Origin of the sequence: Desulfofundulus sp. TPOSR, from assembly GCF_011393055.1 — a bacterium.
GTDB lineage: Bacteria > Bacillota > Desulfotomaculia > Desulfotomaculales > Desulfovirgulaceae > Desulfofundulus > Desulfofundulus kuznetsovii.
Genome location: NZ_JAAOEF010000005.1, coordinates 1 through 24,147 on the forward strand (window position 1 = coordinate 1; position 24,147 = coordinate 24,147).

At 46.7% G+C, this 24,147-nt stretch carries 32 protein-coding genes; 16 read left to right on the plus strand and 16 right to left on the minus strand.

The window, feature by feature from the left end:
* From G7K71_RS18460 to recA, 7 genes are all read left to right on the plus strand, one after another.
* The coding region (locus tag G7K71_RS18460) for a hypothetical protein (RefSeq protein WP_207713068.1) at window positions 1-185 on the plus strand (185 nt) is incomplete at its 5' end.
* A gap of 11 nt (window positions 186-196) precedes the next feature.
* Window positions 197-1,915, plus strand: a complete 1,719-nt coding sequence (locus G7K71_RS18465) for a recombinase family protein (protein WP_166346282.1) — start codon at window positions 197-199, stop codon at window positions 1,913-1,915.
* A 427-nt stretch (window positions 1,916-2,342) separates the two neighbouring features.
* Window positions 2,343-3,494, plus strand: a complete 1,152-nt coding sequence (locus G7K71_RS18470) for a DNA double-strand break repair nuclease NurA (protein ID WP_166349653.1) — start codon at window positions 2,343-2,345, stop codon at window positions 3,492-3,494.
* A gap of 1 nt (window position 3,495) precedes the next feature.
* The gene (locus G7K71_RS18475) at window positions 3,496-5,319 is read left to right on the plus strand and encodes an ATP-binding protein (RefSeq protein ID WP_166349655.1); all 1,824 of its coding nucleotides are present in this window, start codon (window positions 3,496-3,498) and stop codon (window positions 5,317-5,319) included.
* A gap of 14 nt (window positions 5,320-5,333) precedes the next feature.
* Window positions 5,334-6,560, plus strand: a complete 1,227-nt coding sequence (locus G7K71_RS18480) for a Druantia anti-phage system protein DruA (protein WP_166349657.1) — start codon at window positions 5,334-5,336, stop codon at window positions 6,558-6,560.
* Between the two features lie 134 nt (window positions 6,561-6,694).
* Window positions 6,695-7,744 (plus strand): helix-turn-helix domain-containing protein, encoded by a 1,050-nt coding sequence (locus G7K71_RS18485; protein ID WP_166349659.1) that lies wholly within the window; start codon window positions 6,695-6,697, stop codon window positions 7,742-7,744.
* A gap of 136 nt (window positions 7,745-7,880) precedes the next feature.
* Window positions 7,881-8,975, plus strand: a complete 1,095-nt coding sequence (recA, locus tag G7K71_RS18490; RefSeq protein ID WP_166349660.1) for a recombinase RecA — start codon at window positions 7,881-7,883, stop codon at window positions 8,973-8,975.
* A gap of 309 nt (window positions 8,976-9,284) precedes the next feature.
* On the opposite strand, the gene G7K71_RS18495 is transcribed toward recA, so the two are convergent.
* The 6 genes from G7K71_RS18495 to G7K71_RS18520 all read right to left on the minus strand — a co-directional run bounded on the left by G7K71_RS18495 (window position 9,285) and on the right by G7K71_RS18520 (window position 12,404).
* The gene (locus tag G7K71_RS18495; RefSeq protein ID WP_072870850.1) at window positions 9,285-9,791 is read right to left on the minus strand and encodes an ImmA/IrrE family metallo-endopeptidase; all 507 of its coding nucleotides are present in this window, start codon (window positions 9,789-9,791) and stop codon (window positions 9,285-9,287) included.
* A gap of 36 nt (window positions 9,792-9,827) precedes the next feature.
* The gene (locus tag G7K71_RS18500; protein ID WP_072870851.1) at window positions 9,828-10,286 is read right to left on the minus strand and encodes a helix-turn-helix domain-containing protein; all 459 of its coding nucleotides are present in this window, start codon (window positions 10,284-10,286) and stop codon (window positions 9,828-9,830) included.
* Between the two features lie 241 nt (window positions 10,287-10,527).
* Window positions 10,528-10,752 (minus strand): type II toxin-antitoxin system HicA family toxin, encoded by a 225-nt coding sequence (locus G7K71_RS18505; RefSeq protein ID WP_072870853.1) that lies wholly within the window; start codon window positions 10,750-10,752, stop codon window positions 10,528-10,530.
* 1 nt (window position 10,753) lies between these two features.
* On the minus strand, window positions 10,754-10,960 hold the full coding sequence (locus tag G7K71_RS18510; protein ID WP_013823543.1) for a type II toxin-antitoxin system HicB family antitoxin: 207 nt from the start codon (window positions 10,958-10,960) through the stop codon (window positions 10,754-10,756).
* 18 nt (window positions 10,961-10,978) lie between these two features.
* A complete protein-coding gene (locus tag G7K71_RS18515) occupies window positions 10,979-11,710 on the minus strand; it encodes a GntR family transcriptional regulator (protein WP_166349662.1) in 732 nt (243 codons plus the stop codon).
* Entirely contained in the window at window positions 11,703-12,404 is a 702-nt protein-coding gene (locus G7K71_RS18520; protein WP_166349665.1) for a creatininase family protein, read from the minus strand. Before G7K71_RS18520 ends, G7K71_RS18515 begins: the two co-directional genes overlap by 8 nt.
* A gap of 162 nt (window positions 12,405-12,566) precedes the next feature.
* On the opposite strand from G7K71_RS18520, the gene G7K71_RS18525 reads away from it, so the two are divergent.
* Entirely contained in the window at window positions 12,567-12,764 is a 198-nt protein-coding gene (locus G7K71_RS18525; RefSeq protein ID WP_166349668.1) for a hypothetical protein, read from the plus strand.
* On the opposite strand, the gene G7K71_RS18530 is transcribed toward G7K71_RS18525, so the two are convergent.
* Window positions 12,725-12,955 (minus strand): helix-turn-helix domain-containing protein, encoded by a 231-nt coding sequence (locus G7K71_RS18530; RefSeq protein WP_013823539.1) that lies wholly within the window; start codon window positions 12,953-12,955, stop codon window positions 12,725-12,727. The two genes, G7K71_RS18525 and G7K71_RS18530, sit on opposite strands and share 40 nt — an antisense overlap.
* Window positions 12,956-13,056: 101 nt before the next feature.
* Between G7K71_RS18530 and G7K71_RS18535 the strand changes: the two genes are divergently transcribed.
* Window positions 13,057-13,320 carry a helix-turn-helix transcriptional regulator gene (locus tag G7K71_RS18535; RefSeq protein ID WP_166349671.1) on the plus strand — a complete coding sequence of 88 codons (264 nt, stop codon included), beginning with the start codon at window positions 13,057-13,059 and terminating at the stop codon, window positions 13,318-13,320.
* On the opposite strand, the gene G7K71_RS18540 is transcribed toward G7K71_RS18535, so the two are convergent.
* Window positions 13,281-13,499: a helix-turn-helix domain-containing protein gene (locus tag G7K71_RS18540; RefSeq protein WP_166349673.1), complete on the minus strand. Its 219-nt coding sequence runs from the start codon at window positions 13,497-13,499 to the stop codon at window positions 13,281-13,283. The two genes, G7K71_RS18535 and G7K71_RS18540, sit on opposite strands and share 40 nt — an antisense overlap.
* 112 nt (window positions 13,500-13,611) lie before the next feature.
* Between G7K71_RS18540 and G7K71_RS18545 the strand changes: the two genes are divergently transcribed.
* A complete protein-coding gene (locus G7K71_RS18545) occupies window positions 13,612-13,842 on the plus strand; it encodes a helix-turn-helix transcriptional regulator (protein ID WP_243175174.1) in 231 nt (76 codons plus the stop codon).
* A 95-nt stretch (window positions 13,843-13,937) separates the two neighbouring features.
* On the opposite strand, the gene G7K71_RS18550 is transcribed toward G7K71_RS18545, so the two are convergent.
* Both G7K71_RS18550 and G7K71_RS18555 read right to left on the minus strand, forming a co-directional pair.
* Complete coding sequence (locus G7K71_RS18550; RefSeq protein WP_166349679.1) at window positions 13,938-14,177, minus strand: hypothetical protein; 240 nt, start codon at window positions 14,175-14,177, stop codon at window positions 13,938-13,940.
* A 17-nt stretch (window positions 14,178-14,194) separates the two neighbouring features.
* Window positions 14,195-14,431, minus strand: a complete 237-nt coding sequence (locus G7K71_RS18555; RefSeq protein WP_013823534.1) for a helix-turn-helix domain-containing protein — start codon at window positions 14,429-14,431, stop codon at window positions 14,195-14,197.
* 88 nt (window positions 14,432-14,519) lie between these two features.
* On the opposite strand from G7K71_RS18555, the gene G7K71_RS18560 reads away from it, so the two are divergent.
* Window positions 14,520-14,744: a helix-turn-helix domain-containing protein gene (locus G7K71_RS18560; protein WP_166349682.1), complete on the plus strand. Its 225-nt coding sequence runs from the start codon at window positions 14,520-14,522 to the stop codon at window positions 14,742-14,744.
* 7 nt (window positions 14,745-14,751) lie between these two features.
* On the opposite strand, the gene G7K71_RS18565 is transcribed toward G7K71_RS18560, so the two are convergent.
* Both G7K71_RS18565 and G7K71_RS18570 read right to left on the minus strand, forming a co-directional pair.
* On the minus strand, window positions 14,752-15,186 hold the full coding sequence (locus G7K71_RS18565) for a hypothetical protein (RefSeq protein ID WP_166349685.1): 435 nt from the start codon (window positions 15,184-15,186) through the stop codon (window positions 14,752-14,754).
* A gap of 3 nt (window positions 15,187-15,189) precedes the next feature.
* Window positions 15,190-15,513 (minus strand): helix-turn-helix domain-containing protein, encoded by a 324-nt coding sequence (locus G7K71_RS18570; RefSeq protein ID WP_166349688.1) that lies wholly within the window; start codon window positions 15,511-15,513, stop codon window positions 15,190-15,192.
* 144 nt (window positions 15,514-15,657) lie between these two features.
* Between G7K71_RS18570 and G7K71_RS18575 the strand changes: the two genes are divergently transcribed.
* Entirely contained in the window at window positions 15,658-15,888 is a 231-nt protein-coding gene (locus tag G7K71_RS18575; protein ID WP_165859270.1) for a helix-turn-helix domain-containing protein, read from the plus strand.
* Between the two features lie 267 nt (window positions 15,889-16,155).
* On the opposite strand, the gene G7K71_RS18580 is transcribed toward G7K71_RS18575, so the two are convergent.
* The gene (locus tag G7K71_RS18580) at window positions 16,156-16,404 is read right to left on the minus strand and encodes a helix-turn-helix transcriptional regulator (protein ID WP_313885038.1); all 249 of its coding nucleotides are present in this window, start codon (window positions 16,402-16,404) and stop codon (window positions 16,156-16,158) included.
* A 50-nt stretch (window positions 16,405-16,454) separates the two neighbouring features.
* Window positions 16,455-16,796, minus strand: a complete 342-nt coding sequence (locus G7K71_RS18585; RefSeq protein WP_166349691.1) for a helix-turn-helix domain-containing protein — start codon at window positions 16,794-16,796, stop codon at window positions 16,455-16,457.
* Between the two features lie 127 nt (window positions 16,797-16,923).
* Here G7K71_RS18585 and G7K71_RS18590 point away from each other — a divergent pair, with 127 nt between their 5' ends.
* The 3 genes from G7K71_RS18590 (at window position 16,924) to G7K71_RS18600 (ending at window position 20,196) form a co-directional block, all read left to right on the plus strand.
* Window positions 16,924-17,154: a helix-turn-helix transcriptional regulator gene (locus tag G7K71_RS18590; protein ID WP_013823524.1), complete on the plus strand. Its 231-nt coding sequence runs from the start codon at window positions 16,924-16,926 to the stop codon at window positions 17,152-17,154.
* A 760-nt stretch (window positions 17,155-17,914) separates the two neighbouring features.
* Window positions 17,915-18,361, plus strand: a complete 447-nt coding sequence (locus G7K71_RS18595) for a hypothetical protein (protein ID WP_166349694.1) — start codon at window positions 17,915-17,917, stop codon at window positions 18,359-18,361.
* A 221-nt stretch (window positions 18,362-18,582) separates the two neighbouring features.
* Window positions 18,583-20,196: an IS1634 family transposase gene (locus G7K71_RS18600; RefSeq protein ID WP_166349697.1), complete on the plus strand. Its 1,614-nt coding sequence runs from the start codon at window positions 18,583-18,585 to the stop codon at window positions 20,194-20,196.
* 171 nt (window positions 20,197-20,367) lie between these two features.
* Here the strand turns inward: G7K71_RS18600 and G7K71_RS18605 are convergent, their stop codons facing one another.
* Window positions 20,368-21,360, minus strand: coding sequence for a hypothetical protein (locus G7K71_RS18605; RefSeq protein ID WP_166349700.1), 993 nt, complete (start codon window positions 21,358-21,360; stop codon window positions 20,368-20,370).
* A complete protein-coding gene (locus tag G7K71_RS18610; protein ID WP_166349703.1) occupies window positions 21,353-22,972 on the minus strand; it encodes an ATP-binding protein in 1,620 nt (539 codons plus the stop codon). The genes G7K71_RS18605 and G7K71_RS18610 overlap by 8 nt, the downstream gene beginning before the upstream one ends.
* A gap of 117 nt (window positions 22,973-23,089) precedes the next feature.
* Here G7K71_RS18610 and G7K71_RS18615 point away from each other — a divergent pair, with 117 nt between their 5' ends.
* The gene (locus tag G7K71_RS18615) at window positions 23,090-24,127 is read left to right on the plus strand and encodes a cobalamin B12-binding domain-containing protein (protein WP_166349706.1); all 1,038 of its coding nucleotides are present in this window, start codon (window positions 23,090-23,092) and stop codon (window positions 24,125-24,127) included.
* Window positions 24,128-24,147 lie beyond the last annotated feature (20 nt).

Consider the following 24,147-nt stretch of genomic DNA (forward strand, 5'->3'; position numbering starts at 1 on the left):
TTTTAATAAATGATGTAGAATATATTGTAGAAGAAGGCCTGAGCCATATGAAATTAAGAAGGCGTGACCCCGTGTCGGGTATGAAAGTGGAAAATGTTTTCATACCCGTGCCCGATTCCAGGGAACGCATGGTAAATTTCAAAGCTAAAGCGGCCCAACTTATTCTGGAGGAAATCACGAAGTAGGGGTGCTTTCCATGACCATTCCGGTAGCATCATTATACAGGGTATCGACCGCAAAGCAGTTGAAAAATAACGAGGAAGACAGCATACCGCTTCAGGCAAGCGTAATACGCGAATTTGTTGCACAACATCCGGAATGGGAACTTGTGAAGGAATACGCGGAGGAAGGCGTTTCAGCATTTAAGTACAGCAAAGACGACAGAGACATCCTGCAGAACGTTCTCGCCGACGCGTTAATGGGTAAATTTAAGATTCTGCTTGTATTTAAGGCCGACCGCCTCTCACGCAAAAGCCTGGAGTACCCGATAGTCTTATGGCAGTTTCACCGTGCCGGTGTCGAGGTTATCGCCGTCGCCGATGTACCTGGAGGTAAAAAGCTGGAGCTTAAGGACCAGTATGACAAGCTCCTGCGGTTTATCGAAGGGTGGCAATCGGAGACGGAAAGTGTGAACACCAGAATTCGCGTGTCTCATGTTATGCGGCAGAAAGCCAAACAGGGATGCTGGACCGGTGGCCGCCCTCCATACGGGTTCAGGCTATCCGAGTCCAAAAAAGGTTTGCCGCTGGAAGTGGATCAGGAAGAGGCCGCGGTGATTAAGGAAATGTGCAGACTCTACCTGGAAGAAGGCTTGGGAAGCAAAAGGATAGCCGCTGCGTTGAACGAACAGGGGTACCGCACCCGGGAAGGCAGGTTGTGGACCGACACCCGGGTGCGACAGGTGCTGCAGAACCCAATAATCTGCGGGCTTCCGGCCTATGACAGGACGAAACCGGGAAACACTCCCACTTCCAGGGTTCGCATCAAAGGATATACGGACCTGAACAATTTCATCATTCCCCGGGATCAGAATGGAAACCCGAAGCCGATACCCGAATACTCCATTATTCCCCTGGAAACATGGCAACGGTTGATCCGCAAGATGCAGGAAAATTGTACGTCTAAAACACAAAAGGGAGGAACTCCCAATCCCCGCGCCATGTCCAGCAGTGCACTCCTGACCGGCTTTCTTGTGTGCGGTTACTGCGGCCGCGGCTTTATCAGCTCCGGCCATAACTGGCGCAAACGTAACGGCAAGGTTTACCCCTGTCAGAAAAGGGTTTACCGGTGTGTTACCCACGCCCGGGTAGGTGGGGGAGAAAAACTGTGTGAAGGGCAGGGTTCGTATTCCCAGAAAAAAATAGACCGGATTTTCCTGCAGGAACTTGAAAATTTTCTGTCCGGGTTGAATTATGAAGATCTTTTACAGTATGTTGAACAGAAGCAGGTGGACTACCTGGCTGAAGCGACAAATCGGGTAAAGACCCTGGAGAAGGAGTTAAGCAAAAACAGGAAAATCTATAATGCCTGGGTAAGACGGTTGGATGATTATTTCGCCGATCCGGACGGCAGTTTGTATTCGGAGCAACTGCTGGCTGAAAAAGTGAACGAATACGGCAGGATAGTAGAATCACTTGAGAAGGAACTTGAAGAAGTAAAGTCGCAGGCGCGCGTGGAGAAGCATCGGAGAAGCCAGCTGATGGAATTTTCCATGCGTGCCCCTCATTGGTTCAAGCTGTTCATGGAGGCCCCGGTCGAGACGAAAAAGCAGATGCTCGCCCAGATTATCAGCAAGGTGGTTTTGTACCGGGATAAGATTGAAATTCATTATAATGTCGACCTCGCCGAATTCCTGGGGCGGGAAGAAAAACTGGAGCAGGAAAGGTTCGAACTCAAGGTACTGGCAACGTTTTAACGGGGCGGAAAGTTTCCGTCCTTCGCTCTTTATCAGGGGGTAGCGACATGGGTAGCATCGGGGTGCCGATAGTGCCCTTGTCGCTACCCCAAAGGTTTAGCCTGGTTCTGTAAGAGGCGGAGGATGTTTTCGTAGTTTTCCGCCGGGCACGTAACCCGGGCATTTGCGCTAAACACAAGCTTTAAAACTTTATGAAAGGAAAATTCCTGAATAGGGTGTAGCCCACATTTTTACCACTATGTTTTATCACCATGGGACCTGGGTATATATTACCTTTTGGCTGCAGGTATTGCGGGCGAAAAAATGCGGGTTTTTATTTGCCTTAAAACAGGGAAAAGTTTCTTTTACGGAGAATATATCCCAATTAAGACCTCGTTTGAAAATAGCTCTCAAATATATTACCCTAAAAACTAGGTGAGACCCAATTATGAACGAGCAGATTAATAATTTATTTGCTGAATTACCAAGTGCTTTAGTAAATGAAGTATTACAATGCACCGAAGGTTTGAGCCAGGCATTACTTGAAGGCTTTGAGAAAGTACATGAGCAAAGGGAGCAATGGCGGAAGAAATTAATGAATCTTGGTATTTTACGCAGGGAGTCAGAACTTCCTTATATGCCAATACCTACCACTTGTGGGGTTGATGGTTCTTACGCGATTGAACATCTATTAACCAGTGATTTAGTTGCAGCAGCAGCTGTAGCCGTTGAGGGTCTTACCCCACCTTCTGAAACTCGATATTGGCCTGAGCCACGCCACAAGGTGTTGGTAGAGATGGAGGTTCATGATTCTGGAACTGGGACCATACTAAGGGCCTTTATGATCGGAATGGAACTTGAGCTTGCATCTAATGCTCCGCACGAGCTCGTCTTTATTGATGGCTCACTTACCACACCTCTAATATACTTTAACCAGGCCATGATTAAGACAAAAGAGGCACAGCAACTCAAGATAACACAATATCTTACAACGGGTATTGTTCGCTTCCTACAAGCCTATAGAGTTATCCTTTCTTCTGTCCGAACCGATCGCGCGTGGGTGGCCATACCCAAATATACAACGCGTCGTGAAATTGGTAAAATAATAGGGTGGCCGGAGACGTACGACGACCGCGGTTTACTAAGTTTTTTACTAGAACCGGGTGAATTTACTCAACCACAAGTGCTCCAGGAGCCACAACAACCCTGGCATCTTAATACAGAAACAGTTGCTTTTGAAGAACGCGAGAAAGCTTCCCGCTTAAGTGAAGAAATTATTGATCTATTAACAAACATACAGGTAATCTATTACCGACCCTATTCCTGGCTTCCCGCTTTAAGGCTGGAAGCAAGTCGAACAGTGGTCGAGAATCCTGCCCGTCTAGCTCTTATGCTCCACGGTATAAAACATCAGTGTGGTGCAGCAGCTATAATGGAACCTTTTCCCCTTTACATGGCTGACAGGATGGTAAAACATTTGCCGAAGTCCATTCCAGCCTTTCGTCAAATAACTAGCCAGCGTTTAGCGGAAACCTACCATGGTAATGTTACAGAGGTTTTTATGGGCCTTCACGGCTATCGCACTGAATGGGGGTTTTAACATGGAAGCTAAAGATAAAAAGCTGAGCCAGTTGGTGGATTCGGCAGAGCGAATCGGTATTATTGGCTCACCTTCGTCTACAAGCGAGTTAACCCTAGATATACTTGCCAGTGCTATGAGCAAAAAACTTGTGGGTGAACTGGCAATGTTCCATTATATGCAGGACGGGCGTGAACACTATGCGCTCGGCCAGATAACCGAAATAACTCTTCGCAATGTTTGGCATGAAGATCCAACCATGCGTAGCCTTATTCGCCAGCGTGGGAAAATAGATGCGGTAAGTGAACGCCAGGACACACATACAGGGGAAATGACGATTAGCGCAGTATTTTCCGCGGGGCCAAGCGGTTACCGTCCGAGCATTTTAGGTTCCGTTCCTTCTACCGGTACTCCAATTCATTTAGTAAACAATGATGTATTGGAGGAGTTGCTTTCACCCTACCGGACGCAACTATTCTACCTCGGACATGTTTATGGTTCCAGGCCTCTCCTGCCACTATGGTTTAAACATTTCGATAAAGGTGCTGATGGTGCTGGTGAGGCGTATCATATCGGTATTTTTGGTAAAACAGGATCCGGGAAATCCGTATTGGCAAAGATGATTTTATTAGCTTATACCCGATATCCGGGAATGGCTCTATTAGTTTTAGATCCTCAAGGAGAGTTTGCTAAAGATTTTCAGGGTCGCCCTACTGGCGAATTTCAATTACCATTAAGGAATATTGTTAAGAATCTAGGGAAGCCCGTATATATTTACAGCGTTCGCGATTTGGTTTTGGACAGGTGGGAACTTTTTGCGAAGATATTATATGAATCGTCGTTCTTTCAAGAACTCAGCATGCCCAAAGGCGAAAATCGGGAAGTGGCTGTAGATACCTTAGTTCAGAGAATGGAGCGGGACGGAATTACTTTAAAAGATCTGTATAAACGGTCCGCCTTTGATAAAGCCTGGAACCTTTTAGGCGATGATAACGTACAGAAAATTTTTTATCGAAGTGAATCTTCCAGAGCACGTTTTAAAGATGTTTTTTCCCAAGCCGTTCCTGACTTGTACTACGAGAAGTATTGGCTTCCGGTAGCTCAACTTTTTCGAGAAGATCGTGCGGGTGCTCGAAAAGTGGAAAGCATTTTATTTGGTCTCTTGAAGCCAAGCCAAAAATCCCGTCCACTAGTAGTAATAGATCTTTCTGGCGAACAACTTAATACTATAACAACTCAAGAGTCGCAGGCAAATTTGTTTGGTGAACTAATTGTAGAAGGCAATAAATCTTCGTTTCTTTTTTGGAATGATACCATCCAAGCCCTGGTTATTAGGCGTCTCTTAGAGGGTATCCGTACTGCTGCGGAAGGAGCATACAAAGAGGAACGCAGCCTAAATACATTGGTTCTAATAGATGAGGCCCACCGCTTAGCTCCACGGGAAGACCCAGGCATTGAAGAAAAGAAAGGCATAAGGCATATTTTGATCGATGCTGCTCGCACTACTCGTAAATATGGTGTAGGTTGGATGTTCATAAGTCAGACTTTATCCAGCTTACACCGGGAGATTTTAGATCAGTTACGAATATTTTTCTTTGGTTTTGGATTAGGTATGGGTACCGAGTTTAAGGCTTTAAGCGAACTGGTGGGTGGTCGCAGTAAATCCCTGGAGTTATATCGGCTTTTTAGAGATCCCCATTCTTCGTTTGATGTAGCATCTCGAGAATATTCTTTTATGACAACTGGGCCGGTATCTCCACTTTCATTCGCCGGGACACCTTTGTTCTTCAATGCCTTTAATACGGTTGAGGAATTTGTACAAGCCAATGGTTTGGTTCTTACGTAAGGAGGGGAGTTTAATTGTCAATCTCGGCAAAGGAATTACATAGATTAGTTTTGGAGAAACTTGAATCTGTAGGATTTGATATTGATCAAGACGGGTACCTGACATACTGCGGCGATACAAAGGATGCGCTTCGTCAGCTTCACGAGCCAGCTCGGCTGCTGGAACTTGCAAGACGTCAAGAGTGGCTTGCTAAAAACTTGCCGCGTTTCATTAATTTTTTTGCTGATGGTGTAGAAGTAGTTCCGGAAAAAATATCCCCTGTACTGGTTGAAGTAAAAAATAGAAAACAACATGCTCTTTTCAGAATCGCGCGCTTACTTTGGTCTTTGCCCTTTTCCAAGGGATATGGCCGCCGCTTAAGGTTTCTAGTGTTTGACAATAATAATGACAAACTAATTGGCATTCTGGCTCTGCAATCACCACCCCTAAGCTTTCCACCTCGCGATCGTCTCTTCCGCTACCCCGAGGGTAAGAAGGTTGAACTGGTCAATCAAACGATGGACATTCAAACGCTTGGTGCTGTGCCTCCCTATAACTATTTACTGGGAGGCAAGTTGGTTGCCATGGCTGCAGCATCTAACGAGATTCGAGAAGCTTACCGGCTAAAATACGGTGATCGTATGACTGAGATGGAGAAGCGTCTGTTGCCAGCACATCTTGTTGCTCTAACTACTACCAGTGCTTTTGGTAGAAGTAGCTTATATAATCGGTTGCGTTATAAATCCTTACATATTGCTTACTCATTGGGATATACCGACGGATACGGTAGTTTCCATCTAATGGAACTTTACCCTTTGTTTAAAGAGTTTCTTGAGTCCCAGGGGATTTCAACAAGGGGAGGCTTTGGTGTAGGTCCACGTATAAAGTGGCAAATTATGGTTAGAGCATTGGAGCGTCTCGGTTTTTCTTCTGATTTATTGCGCCATAATGTTAAAAGAGAAGCTTTTTTATTTCCTTTAGTAGATAATCTTACGGATTACATGGAGGGTCGTACTACTGAACCTGTTTACCGGGATTTGCCTTTTAGTGATTTGGCTGACTGGTGGCGGATGCGATGGTTATTGCCACGAGTCGAGAGGACAAAAGAATGGCTTGGTTGGAGAAAAAGCGATCTTTATAACAAATTAATTATTAATACTCTCGAATTTGCTGATAAACAAGAAATAGCAAGCCCGCGGGCTGTCCAGAAGGACGGCCATTTATTATCCGATTGTTTATGCCAACAGCAGCCGGTAGTTTAAAAGACCATTTTAAAACAACCACCCGCGTGACAAATCACGCGGGTTTTTTTTGTGGGCTTCCGGGAGGGAGGTCCAAAACAAAAATGCCATGCGCTCATGCAAGCGTATGGCAAAAGAAAGGAGTTTCTAAGGGTATGATAGTGGAAACCCCGGGCGTTGTCAAGCAGGAAAATGGAAATCCAAACCGTTTTTACGAACTTTACGGCAGAACGATTGCCGAGCAGGGTGTGGCTCCCATTCCCACCGCTTTGTTCCGTTACCAGAGGGAATTGGGGCTTTCCTTCCAGGAGGTGGCTTTTATCTGCCACCTTTTGAGCTACCGGTGGACCGTTAAGGATCCTTATCCCTCCATCAGGGAACTCAGCAAGTTAACCGGCGTGAGTGAAAAGACCCTGCATTCCTATAAAAAAAGCCTGGTTGAAAAGGGACTGATCATTGTCCGCAACAGGTACGATTCCAGCAACGGCCAGTTGAGCAATGAATATGACCTGGCGCCTGTATTTGAAAAACTGCAGCAGATTATTCAAAACGAGCGGGAAGAAACCTCCGATTCCGGACAGGGGTGTGTAAAAAATACAGACCCCCCTCTTACCCGGGTGGATCATGCCGGGGGGTGTGAAAAAATTTCATACCCCCCACTTTCCGAATTTCAGAGGGGGGTCTGTAAAAATTTCACCCCCCCTCTTACCATGGGTTCAGACGAATTAAATAATAATTTTGTTGTTGTTGATGTTGATGTTGATCGTGACACCGTTGATTACCAAAAACCGGGAGAGAATATGCCCGCAGACAACCGCGGCGAAACGCCGGGCGATCCTGTAACGGGCGCCCATCCCTGCCTTAATGCCGCTGTTCTGGGGGAGTTGCAGGCGACAGTGCTGGTGGCCACCGGCGCCCTGGTGCCTTCAGAGTTCCTGGAAGAACTCCTGCTGGAATTTCCAAAAGAAAAGATCAGGGAGAAAATCAAACTTATCAGTGAAATGGGCAGCAGTACGGAAATCAGGAACGTCCCCGGCCTGCTGGTTGCCGCACTCAGGGAAGATTACAGGCACGAACCCGGGCGGCCGCAGGGCCGGGTCGAAAAGAATAAATCAAAAACAAAGAAAGCGGAAAATAAAACGGGTTCTGAGGAACAGGAAAAGCTGAAAAAACGGGAACTGCTCAAATCCCTTTATCTCTCTTGAGTTATCAGCTTTTTCGTCAGTTTCTGGATTTTTCCGCGTCCTGCCGTAACTTTTCACCCCCATGGCAGCATTTTCCTTGCATTAGAACGGGCTTTGTTTTATAATCCATTAAAACATATGTTTGGGGGTGCGCGAAATGGCAAGAGCGGAGAAAGATAAACCGGCCACCAGGGAGGAAGTGCTTGAAAATGTGCTGGCGAAAATCAAGGGGAAATTTGGCGAGGGGTCCATTATGAGGCTGGGAGAGAACCCCAAAATGATGGTTGAGGCTATTCCTACTGGTATACTGTCCCTGGACCTGGCGACCGGGGTGGGCGGTTTACCCAGGGGCCGCATTGTGGAGCTCTTCGGCCCGGAGTCCTCGGGCAAAACCACGGTTGCGCTGCATGTGATCGCCGAAGCACAGAAAGCGGGAGGCATTGCCGCTTTCATTGACGCGGAACACGCCCTGGATCCGGTCTATGCTAAAAAACTTGGGGTGGACATTGAAAACCTCCTGGTTTCCCAGCCGGACTATGGGGAGCAGGCCCTGGATATCTGTGAGGATCTGGTAAAAAGCATGGCGATAGACGTGGTCGTAATAGATTCGGTGGCGGCCCTGGTGCCAAAGGCGGAAATAGAAGGGGAAATGGGGGAGATCCAGGTCGGCCTGCAGGCACGCCTGATGTCCCAGGCTTTGCGTAAACTGACGGCAATAACCAGCAAGAGCAAAGCGGTTGTCATCTTTATCAACCAGTTAAGAGAAAAGGTCGGGGGCAATAACTTCGGCGGCAACATACCCGAGGTCACGCCCGGCGGGAGGGCGCTGAAGTTTTACGCTTCCGTGCGGTTGGATGTACGGAAGAAGGAAACCATAAAAGACGGTAGTGAGGCGATTGGCAGCGAAGTCAGCATCAAGGTGGTCAAGAACAAGGTTGCCCCGCCCTTCCGGGGGACAATTGTAGAAATGTATTATGGCGAGGGCGTTTCCCGCGAACAGGATGTCCTGAACCTTGCTTTGAAATATGAACTGGTCAAGAAGTCCGGTACGTGGTACTCGTACAATGGGGAGCAACTCGGACAGGGAAGGGAAAATGTTCGAAGGTTTCTGAAAGCGCACCCGGAAATGGTGGCCGAACTGGCTCAGAAGGTGGTCGAGAAAATCGGAGCGGAGGCGGCAAAGGCCGGCAGTGTGGAAGAGAGTGCGGCTGAAAGCAACGTAGTGTACCTGTCGAGGGAATGGGAGCAATAAGAGCGTTGCTCTCTTTTGAAAACCGGGGGAGCTGCGTTTTGAATGTCCTTTTTGCGGTGGGAAAGCGAGAATGCGCATGATCCCCCACCCCTGGCCCGGAACCCCCCGTGGAAAAGTTGTAGCATCCGCATAATGAGGTGAAAAAGGGTCCGTTGCTGTGCGGACCTTTCTCTTTGTACACCCGGCCGGGTGAGGACTGGTATAATTAAAGGGTTTCCATAGCCGGCTTGGATGCTCGATATTCTTTTCTATCTTTCGACAAAATTTCCTATAAACGAAAAAAGCCTTTTCCGGCTTCCATCCCTTGGATTACGGCACCCAATCTTCCGGGTCCGGTACTTTATATCCCAGAGCTTTTAACACCTCAGGCCCCCTGACTTCGATTTCCCTGGCCACCACGTCCGCTGCTTGCGGGGACAGACCGTACTTGTCGGCGAATCTGTGGGGGTCGTATTCGCATTCTTCGAAACCTTCCCTGTCCCACAAAACGGCGTATATCAATGCGAAGAGGTGGGCCTCAAGCTCGTATTTGCCGCAGCTGTACCTTATGTATGCGTGGTCCATGAACCGGTTCGTGCCAGGGTGGAGGATCTTGTGGGCCACTTCGTGGAGTAGGATGCCATAACGCTTGAAGCGGGGCAGCAACGGGCTTACGACGACTATGGCCCCATCCGGAATGTCGATGAAACCACCCCGGAGCCGTTTGGTGGGAACATAAAGGACGTTTACCTCGCAGTAATCGGCAAGTTCCCGGGGGTGGAGAAGACCGCAGCGGGAAATGAGATCTGATACTTGCTTAAAAATTCTGCCGAACATCACGTCCAATCACCTTTTGTGAACATAGGTTTCGGATTAATTCTTTCCATCTTCACTTCTGCCGGAAGCCGCTTTTTGCTTTTTCTTTTTCAGGAATTCCAGGATATGGTCAAGCATCAGTTCCAGGTCCTCGATAATTTCCTCATCGAGTTCACCAATGGGCATGCCATCGAACATGACCGTTTCGGACCTGAGAAGTTCTTTGAACGCCTGCTCCAGCTCGATGCGTCTTTGCTGAAGGGATTTTTCTGTTTTTGCGGGGGGTGGAGAAGGATCATCTGATCGTCCCAAAAGGTAGTCAACTGAAACGTTAAAAATATTGGAAAGTTGTAAAAGTGTATCCTTATCAGGAAAATTTGTCTTACTGGGAGCTTCCCATCCGGCGACAGCAGAACGCGAGATTTTAAGTTTTTCAGCCAAATCTTCTTGTGTCCAGCCCTTTTGCTTTCTGAGAAACTTTATCCTTTGACTGAAGACAGTTGATTTACTTTCCAAGGTTTACCGCTCCCGATGGTCTTTTCAGGTACTTTTCATTTAAGTATAACCAAGATGTTCTCTAAAAGCACGTTGCTAAAAAGAACAAAGTAAAGATGCTTTCTTTGAAAAACTTAATAAAACCCTTGACATTGTTCTTGAAAGAGACTATACTGTTCTTACGGGCAACATTGTACTGTAAATTGTTTTTTATAAGAACAATAAAAACGGCATGCACCCCATCGCACGATGTCCGGTTCAACTAATTCAGTAATTCAATAAACTCATCAACGGACATTTCAGCCTTGCGAATTAAACTGCGCAGCAGGCCACGATCCAAAATTTTGTGATCAGGGATTGATAGCGTTGCCAGCATACCTGCTTTAACCATAATGATATGACTGCCTTTTTGCCGGGCAATTTTCCAGCCGGCCTTTTCAAAAGCGCGAACAGCGCGCTTACCCGAAACAACAGGAAGGGAAGCCATATTAGATGGCCACCTCTATTTCACGGAGAGGTAGCGTTAAGGGCAAGCCAGCTTCCTTCCTGACTTCAAGGCAAAGTTCAATCGCTTCCTTGATGTTTGCCAGAGCTTCTTCCTCTGTTCTGCCCTGGGAGATACATCCTGGTATAACCGGACATTCTGCAACTATAAAACCATCTTCACCCGGGTAAAGGGTTACAGGTAAACGCACGGTATTATTACCCTCCTTTTATGTTAGTTTATCATTATTTTCTTGAACTTCAAAAGGGAACCGGTATAAAAACTCGTAGCAATCCGCCCGGTTGGTTAGAAAACACAGTTCCAGCAACCGTCCGTCTTTATCATAAACTTTCCGGGTGATTCGCACCACCACAGGCACTCCGTAGAGGATCTGTTGCTCCTCCGGCGTAGACCCACCGGCAATCAGCGACTCCTCACAGATGGCAGGTTTCATACCAAGTGATTCCATCGCCCGGTACAAGTCTGTGCCGGGGTCGGAAATAAGTGACTTCAGCTCTTTGAGCGGGACGACCTCCGGAATATAAGCATCGGACAGGGCGACGGGAATTTCATCCCGCCACTGGCGGGTGAGATACCTCAGCACCGGCGGATCCATCTCCTTGAGAACCGCTGCCGGCAGCTTTCTGGGACTGCGTACGATCTTCAGCTCCAGGATCTCCAGCCTGGCCCGCGGCCCGAACTCGGTCAGGAAGCCTCCCCGGCGTACCGACCGCTCCAGCAAAGGCCTGACGATGCGGCGCTTGTTGCCGGGGCCGGAGGTGACGACTAATCCTTCCCTGATGAGGGCGTTTACGGCGTTCTGGACGGTGCTTACATAGACGCCGAATTCGTTTATCAATTCCTTGTTGGTTGGAAAAGGTTGTCCCGGTTTCAGTTGACCCGAAAGAATTCTTTCACGCAGAATTGCAGCTATTTCCTGCCAACTAAGTTGCTCAGCCAATTTCAACAAACTCCTTTACCGTTTTTGCTGTTTCTTCCGCCAGGGCATTCAGAAACATAGCTCCCTTTTCGGCAGAAGCTTTTGAAGGGAACCCGATGACTCCGGTTTCGGTATAAGCCCTCATGCCCAGAGTTTCTAGAAGCTGCCGTTCCGGCTGGTCAACATCCTTCATTTCCTGGGAGCGTACAGCCCCGGGAAACAAATACATGATAATGGACGTCTCGCTTTCACCAGCATGCATGTCCCGGGAAGGGGACGAGGATATTCCGGCCACCCGGTAAGCCCTTTCCCAGTGATGGCGGGATGGAAGCAGCAGCACCCGTGGACGGGGATAATTCAATTCCTGGACGACGTTTCGAAGGAGGTGGTTACCCATGTGACCGCTGACGATGACAAGTTTCTTGATACCGGAAAACGCGAGGGATTCCACCACATCGGAAATGATCGAAGCAATAGTCGTCACTTTAAGGGAAACACACCCCGGAAAACCGGCATGTTCAAAAGAGGAGGAGAAGGGAAGCAGCGGCAGCAGGTAGGCCGGCGCAAAAATGTCGGCCAGCCTGCCGGCCAGCGCCTCTGCGATAATCCCGTCGGTACCCAGGGGAAGGTGCGGCCCGTGCTGCTCCAGGGACCCCACGGGCAGGAAAGCAATTTTTACACCCTTCAGGTCTTCCCAGGTAGAAAAGCGGTCCATAAAAATCACTTCCTGTTTTGGTCTAGATTAAGAATAAGCTCAATACTAGTTTACCCCAAAAAACAAGAAAAGTACAGGGCACAAATAAACTAGGGGCTTGACTTTACAAATGATATTGATCTAGACTAAATGTAAGGCCAGCAGGCCGGGGAGGGATAGTTGTTGAGAAAGCCACCCACCTATGTGATAAATGTGAAGTTTGTTCCTGTTCCCGGCTGGGAGCGCAGGTACGAAGAGGGTATGGCTGCATTCCTGAAGATGCTCCAGTATGCCAGGAACGCCTCCGGCGGTTCGATACCGGTGGAGAAGCGTCAAGAAGATCAGTGCCTGCGCGGGTCGTCGGAGCGGCCTACCAGGTAATCAAGGGATACGTCGAAGAAGTCGGCAAGGGCAACAAGAGTATCCACGGAAGGGGATATTACAGCCTTTTCAAACTGCGTAACAGCTCCCTTGCTCTTTAAACCAAGAGCACCTGCAAGTTTCTGTGTGGAAAGACCGTGTTGCTCACGTAAATACCTTAACCTTGCGGCAAAAATTTTTCTATCGAACATGGTTGATGCCTCTTGACGGTTAGTAATACTAACCGATAGAATATATAGTGGTAGCGGTTAGTGACACTGACCGCTGCTTCCTAACGTGGTGATTGCGTCATATGAAACGGACTCGTTTAATTGAGGCTAGAAAAAATGCAGGTTTATCTTTACGACAACTGGCCCAGCAATTAGGAATAAGCAAGTCATTGGTAGTGTCTATAGAAAACTGTCGTTGCAACCCGTCCTGGGAGGTGGCCCAGCGCCTGGAGAAATTCTTCGGCATTCCCGTCGGCGAACTGCTGGCTGTAGAGCCTGAACAACCCGCGTCGCAGGGGAACAGAAATCAGTGCCTGCGCGGGTCGTCGGAGCGGCCGACTAGGTAATCCAGGGATATATCAAAAAAATCAGCGAGACGGATGAGAACGTCAAGCGTGGGAATATCCTTACCTGCTTCGTAATACGAAATTGCTCTTTGAGATACACCAACCGCATTAGATAGAGCTGTCTGACTGATTTTGCGAGATGTTCTAAGTTCCCTGAGCCTGGCACTTAATTTAAGCATGATAATTTTTCTCCGAGCAGGATTTGATAAAAATACTTGATCAGAAGTATCGCTTCTAATATAATGGAGGTGTCAGAAGTAATGCTTCTGGTTGAACAGGGATGAAGTTTTTATGCGTCGGTACCTGATCAATACAAGAAAAACTCTGGGCTACACCCAAGAGCAGGTTGCAAAGGAGATTGGTATTTCGCAGAGAGCTTACAGCATGATTGAGCTGAACCAAATCAATCCCTCCTGGGAGGTGGCCCAGCGCCTGGAGAAATTCTTCGGCATTCCGGCCGGCGAATTGCTGGCTGAGGAGCCTGAACAACCTGCATCGCAGGAGAACAGGAGGTGGACATGACCGGGCAGGAAACACGCACCTACTTCGCCAGCTTCTCCAGCCTGGCGACCCTGGCAACGAGATAACGGGTGTCTGTTTCGATGCTGTCCAGGCGTTCATCGAGGTGTTTTTGCAGCCGTTCGATCTTGGTCGCCCCTCAATGCGAAACCGTCAAAGAGGGCACGCACCTTGTCGATAACTTCGTTTTCGAGGCGAAGCCCTAGCTTGTCCACCTTGTTGTCCACGTTGTCGAGGCGGGTTGCTAGATGGAGCTGGCCCTCTTCAAGAGAATCGAGACGTTTATTAATCTTTCCAAGCTGCTGAAGCACGAGGCTCTGGAATTCCTCATTGGTCATGGCTGTTCTCCTTTCGCCTACAACTTGTGGCTTTTGGGATTGTCAGTCCGGCCAAGTAAGAAATCGATGCTGACGTCAAAGAAGTCGGCGAGAGCGACAAGAGTATCAAGTGACGGGAGATTAACGCAATTCTCAAACTGACTTATGGCCGCTTTACTTTTTAAGTTGAGCGCTTCAGCCAGCTTTTGCATAGAAACATTGTTTTGTTTACGGAGTTGCTTCAAGCGAATGGCAAATGTTTGTCGGTTGAACATTAAAAACCCTCTTGACAGTTAAGTGTTACTTAACTATATTAAAGATGACAGGGTTAAGTAGGGCTTAACCCAAAGGCGGTGGCAGTAAATGCCAAAACGAACCCACTTAATAGCTGCACGAAAAAGTAAGGGGCTATCTGCAGAAAAATTGGCACAGCTACTTGGCGTCAGCAAAGCAATGATAAGTCACTACGAAAACTGCCGGCATGACCCTTCTGCTGAAGTAATTATCCGTATGGAGAAATTCTTCGGCATTCCCGCCAGTGAGTTGCTGGTTATAAGCCGGGACGAAGCTGGACCCGGTGGAGAATGAAACTGACCTATTTGGCCCGCCTTAATTCCTGGATTACAAACTCCTGCTGAGCTGTTTTTCTCACCAGGTAGTTGATGTCCAGAGCTATTGCATCCAGGCGTTCATCGAGATGTTTCCTTAAGTTCTCAATTTCATCGCCTCTAAGATTGTAACCGTCGAAGAGGGCGCGGATCTTGTCGGTAATTTCGTTTTCGATAAGGGCTTCCATTCGTTCCATGCGCCCGGAGAGCTCCTGCTGGCCCTGCTCCAGGTCGCCGATGCGCCTGACGAGTTCCTGTTGCCCCTGTTCCAGGTCGCCGACACGCTTGACGAGCTCCTGCTGGCCCTGCTCCAGGTCGCCGATGCGCTGCTCCATGTTGCCGACGCGTTGCTCTATATTGCCGACACGCTGATTCAGGGCCTTCAGTTCACCAAGGATTTCTTTCAACAGTTGCTCTGACACGGATTATTCCCCTCCCGTTTGATTTTCTTTCGCCATCTCCTTCATGACGGAGATGATCAATTCGCGTTGCAAAGGGGTAAGTTTTCGAGCTACGTCTATCATCTGGCGGATGTCCGGCGGCAGCTCCGGGGCCTGGTCGGCAAAAAACTCGGCCAGGGTGATGCCCAGGGCGGAGCAGATTTTTTCGAGGGTTTCAATAGATGGGACTTTAATTCCACGTTCTATCTCACTGATGAACGGCTGTGAAAGTCCCGTTTGTTGCGATATGTTAAGTAACTTTTGATTGTTTGCTTTTCTAATCTCCCTGATTCTTCGGCCTATATCCATAAGAGTATATTCCCTTCGTTAGCTATGAGCTAATTTTATCAACTCAACGACTCAGAAAGCAAAGAGCATTTATTAGCTGTTGGTTAAATTTTTATTGACGAAACTTAGCTGTAAGCTAAACTTATAACAAAGGGAGTGAGCCGTGTGTTAAAAAATGGTATCAGCTTTAAGATAAAAACACTAAGGGAGTCAAGAGGCGTAAGCCAAGTAAAGCTGGCAAGTGACAGCAAAATTACGGCAGCTTACCTCTGTGAGCTAGAAAGTGGTGTCAAGACAAATCCGAGCATTGATGTACTATCCCGGATTGCCGCCGCCCTGGGGGTAACCGTAGCCGAATTGCTAGACGAGCAGCAGGCAAAAGCAGCGGGAGAGTGACTCAAAACAATATTTCTGTGAAAACATGGAATGACCTTCCAGAAAACAGAAGAAATTTTGTTTCCCGTCCCAGTCTGCCGGAAAAGTGGCGGTAAGGGAGAGAGGATATCCCTGACCTGGGACTGGCAATGCAGTTTGATCATTGAATTAGATCCGGTGGGGGAACGTCGCCGGGAAGAGATTGAAATTTTGTCATGCCTGGGGCAGGGATGGCTCTCGCCCGGGGGATCGGCATTCTGCAGGTGTGTGTGCAGATAACTCTGAGACCTAATCTTCCACTTTTTTGAACACCGGATCGTCTAGAAATTCCGAAATAGTCATTCCCAAGCCATCGCAGATCTTCTTAATAGTTGTCAGACGGGGGTTGCGGCTCTTCCCTTTTATAATGCTGTCGATAGTGGAGTGGGGCAACCCCGAAAGGGTAGCCAATTGGTTTATGGTGATTCCTTTTTCCCGGCAAAGTTCGTAGATTCGCCTTGCAACAGGTTCAGATGATCTCACGTAAATACTTCTCACATGAAACCACCTGTTCGCCGCGTCGTATCTTAGTAAAACTGCGGAGACAATTATTTAGCTTTAATCCTGTTATATTCCGCCCATTCTTCCATCACTTCCAGGATTAACTCACGCTGGCGGGGGGTGAGAAGACGGGCAACTTCCAGGAAACGTTTAAAGTCGTGGGGCAAATCGCCCCGGTCACCCGGTTCAAAATCGAGCAATTCACGGGGTGAAACACCAAGCGCCCTGCAAAGCTTGAGGATCGTGTCCCAGGTCGGCGATGTCTTGCCCAACTCGATTTCACGAAGCGTGGATTGCGCTATTCCGGCAAGTTTGGCCAGTTTTGTGGTGCTGTAATTCTTCTCTTTGCGCAGCTGTACAATACGGTCGGCAATATCCATGTAAAACATACCCTTCTTAACGAAAATCCGTTATCCCAGAAATATTGTAAAACATATTTTTGCAGGACATCTAACGAAATACCATTGACAGTAAACGATAAACCGTTTACCATATAAGCAGACGGAGGTGAAAGAAGTGGACGCAAAAACCTTTGGGGCGAGGCTCCGTTATCTGCGAAAAGAAAGAAAACTGTCACAGCAAGAGCTCGGGCAGATGATTGGTAAACCACAGACGACAATTTCAGACTGGGAAAACGGTAAATTCTTACCGGATATTGACGAGGCGGTGGAGATTGCAAAAGCTTTCGGCCTGACAATTTCGGAGTTTCTGTACAGTGAAGATTTACCGCCAGCAGCCTGTAAATGACCAATAATTTATTACTTAACTAAACAGGTATAAATTTCCTGTTCGCTGGGTAAAAATTTCGTTTCGTTGCATTATCCCCTGTCCCTGGCCGTCAAGCTCTTGGCGGCGCGGGAGAGGGGATAATCCGGGAACCCCTCTGCAAGTTCTGCCGCATCGACTCCTAATACAGCGGCCCGTAGGGGCGTGGGAGAGTGGTTGCGGCAGCACAAATCAGGGGTGCAGCGCAACGCAGTCCACTTGACCCGACCGGCGGGGGGTGAAACCGCCGGGGGGACGACGACGGTCCGGGAAACAGTCGTACCCGCCAGCGAGGGTTAAACCTGGGGGAAGGCGGCCGCCCTGAAGAGCCGCGCCCGCGGCGGGGATGGCGTCCCGCCCGGGTGAAAGCCCTCCACAGACGTACAGGCTGGTGCGCGAATTCTGTGGCGATGTTCCTTGACATAGCCCTTCCCCCCAGCGGCGGTCCGGTCCTGCCGAGCAGGCGCCGCGGCGCAGTCGGTTGCCGCCGGGCCACCGGACCGGAAAACGGGGACCCCCTTGGGGATAACTGGGAGTGTTCTGCGCGACGGTGCATCCCGTAACCCTGAAACCAGGGAGCCGTGCGAGGGGGCTTCTTTCCCCTTTCCCGTTTGGCGCACCCCGGGCGGGAAAGCGTGAGGGTGGTCTGCTCCACGGTGCGTGAGCGCAGCTCCGGGCAAGGTACCGTACATACCGGCGCGAATTACCGCTGCCTCCACGTTGGCGCGCCGGGGGCGCGCGCATGCTCTCTTTTTGCGTGCGGCGAAAAGCGGGAGAAAGGGTGGGTCTTTTGTCTTTGAGCGAATTGAGAAGATATGCCTGGGAATACCGGCGGCAGTCAACACCGGGAGCCAGGCGGGAAATCATAAGAATAGTATGGAGACATGAGAAAGCGGAAGGATTACAGTTGCTGGCCAGAATGCTGGGTGTTACATATGATTCTTTATACAATGAAGGGGACATAAGGGAATTCAAGAGACAACGGAATATGGCACGGCGGCAACGATCAGCCAGGAAGACCGGGAACATAAATGCAAAGGACGTTTCAAGACTGGCCGCGGTGGAGGCCGGCGGGGGTACAATCGCGAATTGTGGTGGAAAACGGACGAAGTGGAAGAACAGCTCCGGCCGTATAAAGAGTGCAGCCATAGGGCAGGCATGGGACGCAAAGCTGGGGGGACTGGGTTAGGCTCGAGTTTGAAAGCTAGAAACTGTTATTTTACCCCCAAAAATCCGCGAAGCCTTGAAAAATGGGCATTTTGTGTTGTAAAGCACTGCCAGAATGGAAAGCAACTGTCAAAAAACCGGCGATTTTTAAAAATGTAGTGCCACGTTGGTAATATATGGCTAGACACTACCCCTTCTCCTGTGGTAAGATAAATGCAGATATTATCCACAGGATGGGATGCCATGTTCATCAGAAAAAAGACCTTTACAAATAAAGACGGTACTACCAGGGAATACCTCCAGCTGGTGGAATCCTACCGGGTAAACGGTAGATCCCGCCAGCGAGTTATCGCTAACCTGGGCCGGCTTGAAGACCTGCAGGGTGGACAGCTGGATCGCCTGATTGAGAACCTGACCAGATTCAGCGAAACCCAATGGGTCAGAATGAACCTGGATGAAACACAGGCCAGCTGGTCCAAACAATGGGGGCCGGCATTAATCTTCCACAACCTGTGGGAAGAAAAGCTGGGACTGGGTCCCTGTGTGCGGCGTATCCTGAATCGCACGGAAAAGACCTCTCCCTTTGAAGAAGCCCTGTTTGCCATGGTTTTAAACCGGTTATGCGATCCGTTATCTAAATTAGGACTCAACGAAAGGTGGTTGCAAAGCGTTTACCACCCGCCCCTGGAAAAGCTCCAGCTCCATCATTTCTACCACGCCCTGGATTTTGTGGCGGAATACAAAGACGAGATAGAGAGCTTTCTTTTCGACCGGGTGCGCAACCTTTTTAACTGCGAACTGGACCTGGTGTTCTGGGATACCACTTCCACCTATTTCGAAGGCTCCGGGCCGAAAGAACTGGCCAAATACGGCTATTCCAAGGATAAACGGCCCGACCGGTTGCAAATCATGATTGGCCTGTTGATGACCAAAGAGGGCATACCGGTGGCCCACCACATTTTCCCCGGCAACACCGGCGATGTCAGGACTTTTAAGGCCGCCTTTTCTGATTTGCGCCGCCGGTTTAATGTCACCCGGGTAATCATGGTGGGAGACCGGGGAATGGTCAGTAAAAAAGTTTTGCAGGAAATCAGTGCCGCCGGGCTCCAGTATATCGTGGGCGTAAAGATGCGCCGCCGGCCGGACATTGACCGGATGCTCAGCTGGAATGCCCCCTATACCCGGGTAAAAGAAAACCTCAAGGTCAAGGAAGTATGGAGCAACGGGATTAGCCGGTACATCCTCTGTTTCAATCCGGAAGGAGCAGAACGGGACCGCAATGCCCGCCGGGAAATGATCATCAAGCTGAAAAGGAAACTGGACAGCGGCAATATCAAGGGCTTGCTTGGTAACAAAGGCTACCGGCAGTATCTCAAAGCCAGTAAAAACGCCGTAACCATCGACCACGATGCTATCAGGCGGGAAGCCCGCTATGACGGCAAATACATGCTGAAAACCAACACCGACCTTCCTCCGGACCAGGTGGTCCTGGCCTACAAAGAGCTCTGGCGGGTGGAAAGGGCCTTCCGGGAACTGAAATCAGGGCTGGAGTTGCGCCCCATCTATCACTGGACCGAATCCCGGGTCAGGGGGCACGTCATGGTGTGTTTTCTGGCCCTGGTCCTGGAAAGCGCCCTCATCCGTTATCTGAAGGAAAAACAGTCGAAAGCCGGCTATCTGCAAGTGATGGCCGACCTGGCCACCCTGCACGCCATCCAGTTTAGCTTCAATGATAAAGTTTATCTTTTCCGGACCGAGCTACAGGGGGATGCCTATGAAGCATTTCGGGTGCTGGGATTAAGGCCGCCGCTAAAAGCACAGATACTTACCCAATTACCACATACAGGAAATATGTAGTGGTACGTCACCCTTTTGTGCCCTGAAGCCCTTGGGGCGCAAGGGATGGGAGATATTGCCTTTCAAACTCGGGTTAGGGGGTGGCGGTGATTTAAAAAGGATGGACAACACGTCCATCCCGAAAACAATTAATGCATCGTTAAGGTGTTTCTCGCGCGTGTTACTTTAAGCTTATTTTGGTTTCTGTTTTAACCAATCTAAAATGAACCTTGCGCATTCAGGGGAGAAACCATAATCAATTCCCGCTATTTGTCCTCCAAAAATTTTTATGTATCGACGAAATACATCATTGTTTTTATCTACGACCATGATTTCAGGCATTTTCCCCTTTATTGCAAATGCTCTCTTAATAAGTTGGATTACTGCAACATCATTCTCAGGTAATGAATAACCGATAAATACAACTTTATCAACAGTTGATAGTAAATTTAAACTTAATGACCATAATTGCTTGAGGGGTGGAATGTCATAATTTTTAAATAATGTAGGAGTAATAAGGACGGGTTGAGTAAAAGAATTGCCACAAAGAGAACATTTAAGCTCATACCTTGTGTCAAATGGATAATCGTCCTCATTATGTATGTCAATACGTTCGCAAAGTGAGCAATATGACCAGTTCAAAGAACCATGTAGCTTAATGAGAATGGGGAATGTACGTGGTGAGATAAAACCGTAATTAAGTTTATTGCAATCGCTCAAACATTTATCTAAAATACAGTCATAATTTAATGATATAAAAATTGGAGATATGGTTCTAGAACGGAGAACTCCATTAAGTAAAGTTTGGTAGGAATTGGAAGAGGAAATCGTCTTGGTTAATGTCTTGCAGATTAGTGAAATTAAGCTTTTTTTTACGATTGATAAACGTTCAGGATTATAAAAAGGGGTTAAAGAAAGGTTATTAGATATTGCATAGTCAATATTAGTAAATACTTCGTCAAGGGCTGGGATGTTTTCGGCAACCTCTTGAGATGTTCTCAGTGGTTTGTTATAATATTCAATCAAAAAATTCCATATATCGTTAGTTAGATCATCAATTGTGTCTCTCCCAAAATCGGGCGGAAAAAATTCGAATGCCTTTTGAAGGAAGTTTTTTATAACGGGAGCCCCTTCTGCAGCGGAGGCCCCCGCACCAAAAATGAGCCCTACGTATCTACTAGTCATTACTTATCACATCTTTTAGAAGTTTAATTACTTCACGATACATGTCGCCGGCACTTTTGCCTATGGTTTTATTGTAAGCGTATGCCAAGCAAAACATTAACTTAAATAATGTATTATCATTTGAAAAAAGGTTGTTAATAACAAGTGGGTGATCTAAATTATAGTAAATCTGTTTAGATACAATTTTACAAGGTTCCTGATCTGCGCCGAAGTTTGAAAAAGAAATTTCATATTCAACCCCTGACAAAGTGATCTTGCCTATGTTCTCTAATATTTTACTAGGAACTTTAGTTATCCAAGAATTTCCTTCATATTTCACTTGAATATTAGGTTCTGATGTTGGTTGTGCACCTGCCTCTATGAGGATATCCTTCATGCTCTTTTTGGGTATGTTTATAGTATCATCTGAATGCTGTATTTCATTATTTTCAGTTTTATTTTCTTCGTGGTATTTTTGAAGAGTTTTGGAAATATCTTGCGTTAATGATTGAAAAGCTGTAACAGTATTTCGAACTTTATTTGCACTTGAATGTTCTGAAGAGCGATTACGCACTTCTAAGAAAAAACTTTCTAATTCACTATCAAGTTTATTGCAAATTAAATGGATATCTGGTAAATCATAGTTAAAAGAAGTTCGATCTAGATTAATTCCAATATTATCATTTAGGCCAAAAATATGTAATTCCCCTGTTACACGCGCACGTTGAGATTGTGCTCCAACTTTCATTGCTAGAAATCCATTTTCCTCTACAGCAACATTTTTAACTCTTGAAATAAAACCTTGTGTTTCTTTTGGTAATTGCCTTCCAGCGTCTATCGCATACCCAATAACTGTTATTGGTTTGCTGTTATTTTCTTTAATTGTAAAGTTTAACTCTTTAATCGCAATTATTTCCTCATCAGATAAATCGCCATAACAGTATCGCTTTAGATCAATACCGTCAACAATTACTTGGCATGTGGGTAACCAAAAACTACTTTGATTTTTTAAATAGATATTATGAAACTCTTGAGATAATTTAGTAAAAATTTTACTTTTTGGATTATATTTTAATGGCAATATTTTCATCAGTTCGATAATAAAGTCATGATACTGCCCTAAGAAATATTCTTTTGTGGTTGTTCTTAATTGGGAAATTACTATTTCTGTTCCGTTTTGTGCATATTTTACATTTTCCATCCTGCCAATTATTTGCTCATGCATTGGTTTTCTTCTAATAGACTCATCTAATAACTTATCAAAATAAATTTCTGCTTTGAATCCATTTCCTTGGTAGGCAGATTTAATTGTTATGATATCGCCTAAACTAGCTAGAGCTAAGAAGCCTACGCCAATTCTACCGATTTTGTCGACACTAGCTTTTTTTTGACTTCCTCCCAGGGAAAGAAACTCTTCCCGTAAGGTCTCAGGGTCCATGCCAAGGCCATTATCAATAACGCTAATGCAATCATTATTAATATCAATATTTATTATTACTTGCGTAGCGCCTGCATCTATTGCATTTGAGACTAATTCTCTAAACCTTCTAGGATAATTCATATACAGCCGCTCAGATAATTCTCGTGCTAATTCAAGTCGAGGTAATAAGTTTAATTCTTGGTATTCTTTCACAATTGACCCCCCGTTTTTCTAGTGTTAAAAAACTATTTTCTACAAAAAATTAACAATCCCTTCCTTTAAAAGGGATTTTGCCACACATATCGAATATAAAAGCTGGAGGGAGTTGTATTGAATATACTTCTAGTAGAACCAAAATATTACACAAAATACCCGCCCCTGGGTTTGTTAAAAATTGCCTCCTATCATAGAAATAAAGGTGATAATGTCCAACTCGTAAGAGGAGCTCAATGGGTAAATAGTTATCCTGATTTAATTTATGTTACTAGCTTATTTACTTACGCTTGGAAGCCTGTTCATGATGCAATTGAATTTTATAAGCAATGGTATCCAAAAGCTCGAATTATCCTTGGTGGTATTTATGCGAGCTTAATGCCAGAACATGCTGCTACAACAGGCGTGGAGGTTTTTACAGGGGTTTGGGAAGAAGTAGATAATTATATGCCTGCCTGGGACTTAGTACCAAGTTGGAAATCTTCGGTATTATTTTCCTCTAGAGGTTGTATCAGACAATGTCCGTTTTGTGGAGTTCGTATCTGTGAACCAAAATTTGTTGCTTTGCAATCAGTCCGTCATTTGATATACCCAGGTCATAAAAAAATTATTTGTTGGGATAATAATATTTTAGCTTCTCCTTATTGGAGAGATATTTTTCAAGAGTTTATTGAATCTGGACTGGAAGTGGATTTTAACCAAGGGTTAGATGCTAGACTTCTTACTGAAGAGGTTGCACATTGGCTAAAGAAGATGAAAATCAAAATAATTAGATTAGCATATGATGAGACTGTTAGCCGACACTTTTTATCTCAAGCGATTAGGAACTTAAAAAGTGTTGGATTTAGATCTAAAGATATTTTTGTTTATGTTTTGTATAATTTTCAAGATAATCCCACTGATTTCCTTGAAAGAATAAAAGACCTTATGGAGTGGGAAGTTGTAGCCTATCCTATGCGTTACGAGCCTATTAATTCTCTTGAAAAGGGCAAATATATTTCTCCTGGATGGACTGCAATGGAGTTGGAAATGGTGGCCAAAGCAAGAAGAGTTATTGGTTATGCAGGGTCTTGGCCAGCAACTGAGGGATTGAAGTGGAAATTTGGAACTGCAACAAATTTTCAAGAAGCATTTGCATTAAGACCTCCTCGATGATTACAGTGTTTGTAGAGACT

Bases quoted from the DNA above. Each gene is read 5' to 3' on its own strand.
- G7K71_RS18465 (WP_166346282.1), top strand. From the start codon at position 197: ATGACCATTCCGGTAGCATCATTATACAGGGTATCGACCGCAAAGCAG.
- G7K71_RS18470 (WP_166349653.1), top strand. From the start codon at position 2,343: ATGAACGAGCAGATTAATAATTTATTTGCTGAATTACCAAGTGCTTTA.
- G7K71_RS18475 (WP_166349655.1), top strand. From the start codon at position 3,496: ATGGAAGCTAAAGATAAAAAGCTGAGCCAGTTGGTGGATTCGGCAGAG.
- G7K71_RS18485 (WP_166349659.1), top strand. From the start codon at position 6,695: ATGATAGTGGAAACCCCGGGCGTTGTCAAGCAGGAAAATGGAAATCCA.
- recA (WP_166349660.1), top strand. From the start codon at position 7,881: ATGGCAAGAGCGGAGAAAGATAAACCGGCCACCAGGGAGGAAGTGCTT.
- G7K71_RS18495 (WP_072870850.1), bottom strand. From the start codon at position 9,791: ATGTTCGGCAGAATTTTTAAGCAAGTATCAGATCTCATTTCCCGCTGC.
- G7K71_RS18505 (WP_072870853.1), bottom strand. From the start codon at position 10,752: ATGGCTTCCCTTCCTGTTGTTTCGGGTAAGCGCGCTGTTCGCGCTTTT.
- G7K71_RS18520 (WP_166349665.1), bottom strand. From the start codon at position 12,404: ATGGACCGCTTTTCTACCTGGGAAGACCTGAAGGGTGTAAAAATTGCT.
- G7K71_RS18530 (WP_013823539.1), bottom strand. From the start codon at position 12,955: ATGTTCGATAGAAAAATTTTTGCCGCAAGGTTAAGGTATTTACGTGAG.
- G7K71_RS18535 (WP_166349671.1), top strand. From the start codon at position 13,057: ATGAAACGGACTCGTTTAATTGAGGCTAGAAAAAATGCAGGTTTATCT.
- G7K71_RS18540 (WP_166349673.1), bottom strand. From the start codon at position 13,499: ATGCTTAAATTAAGTGCCAGGCTCAGGGAACTTAGAACATCTCGCAAA.
- G7K71_RS18545 (WP_243175174.1), top strand. From the start codon at position 13,612: ATGCGTCGGTACCTGATCAATACAAGAAAAACTCTGGGCTACACCCAA.
- G7K71_RS18550 (WP_166349679.1), bottom strand. From the start codon at position 14,177: ATGACCAATGAGGAATTCCAGAGCCTCGTGCTTCAGCAGCTTGGAAAG.
- G7K71_RS18555 (WP_013823534.1), bottom strand. From the start codon at position 14,431: ATGTTCAACCGACAAACATTTGCCATTCGCTTGAAGCAACTCCGTAAA.
- G7K71_RS18560 (WP_166349682.1), top strand. From the start codon at position 14,520: ATGCCAAAACGAACCCACTTAATAGCTGCACGAAAAAGTAAGGGGCTA.
- G7K71_RS18570 (WP_166349688.1), bottom strand. From the start codon at position 15,513: ATGGATATAGGCCGAAGAATCAGGGAGATTAGAAAAGCAAACAATCAA.
- G7K71_RS18585 (WP_166349691.1), bottom strand. From the start codon at position 16,796: ATGTTTTACATGGATATTGCCGACCGTATTGTACAGCTGCGCAAAGAG.
- G7K71_RS18595 (WP_166349694.1), top strand. From the start codon at position 17,915: ATGCTCTCTTTTTGCGTGCGGCGAAAAGCGGGAGAAAGGGTGGGTCTT.
- G7K71_RS18600 (WP_166349697.1), top strand. From the start codon at position 18,583: ATGTTCATCAGAAAAAAGACCTTTACAAATAAAGACGGTACTACCAGG.
- G7K71_RS18605 (WP_166349700.1), bottom strand. From the start codon at position 21,360: ATGACTAGTAGATACGTAGGGCTCATTTTTGGTGCGGGGGCCTCCGCT.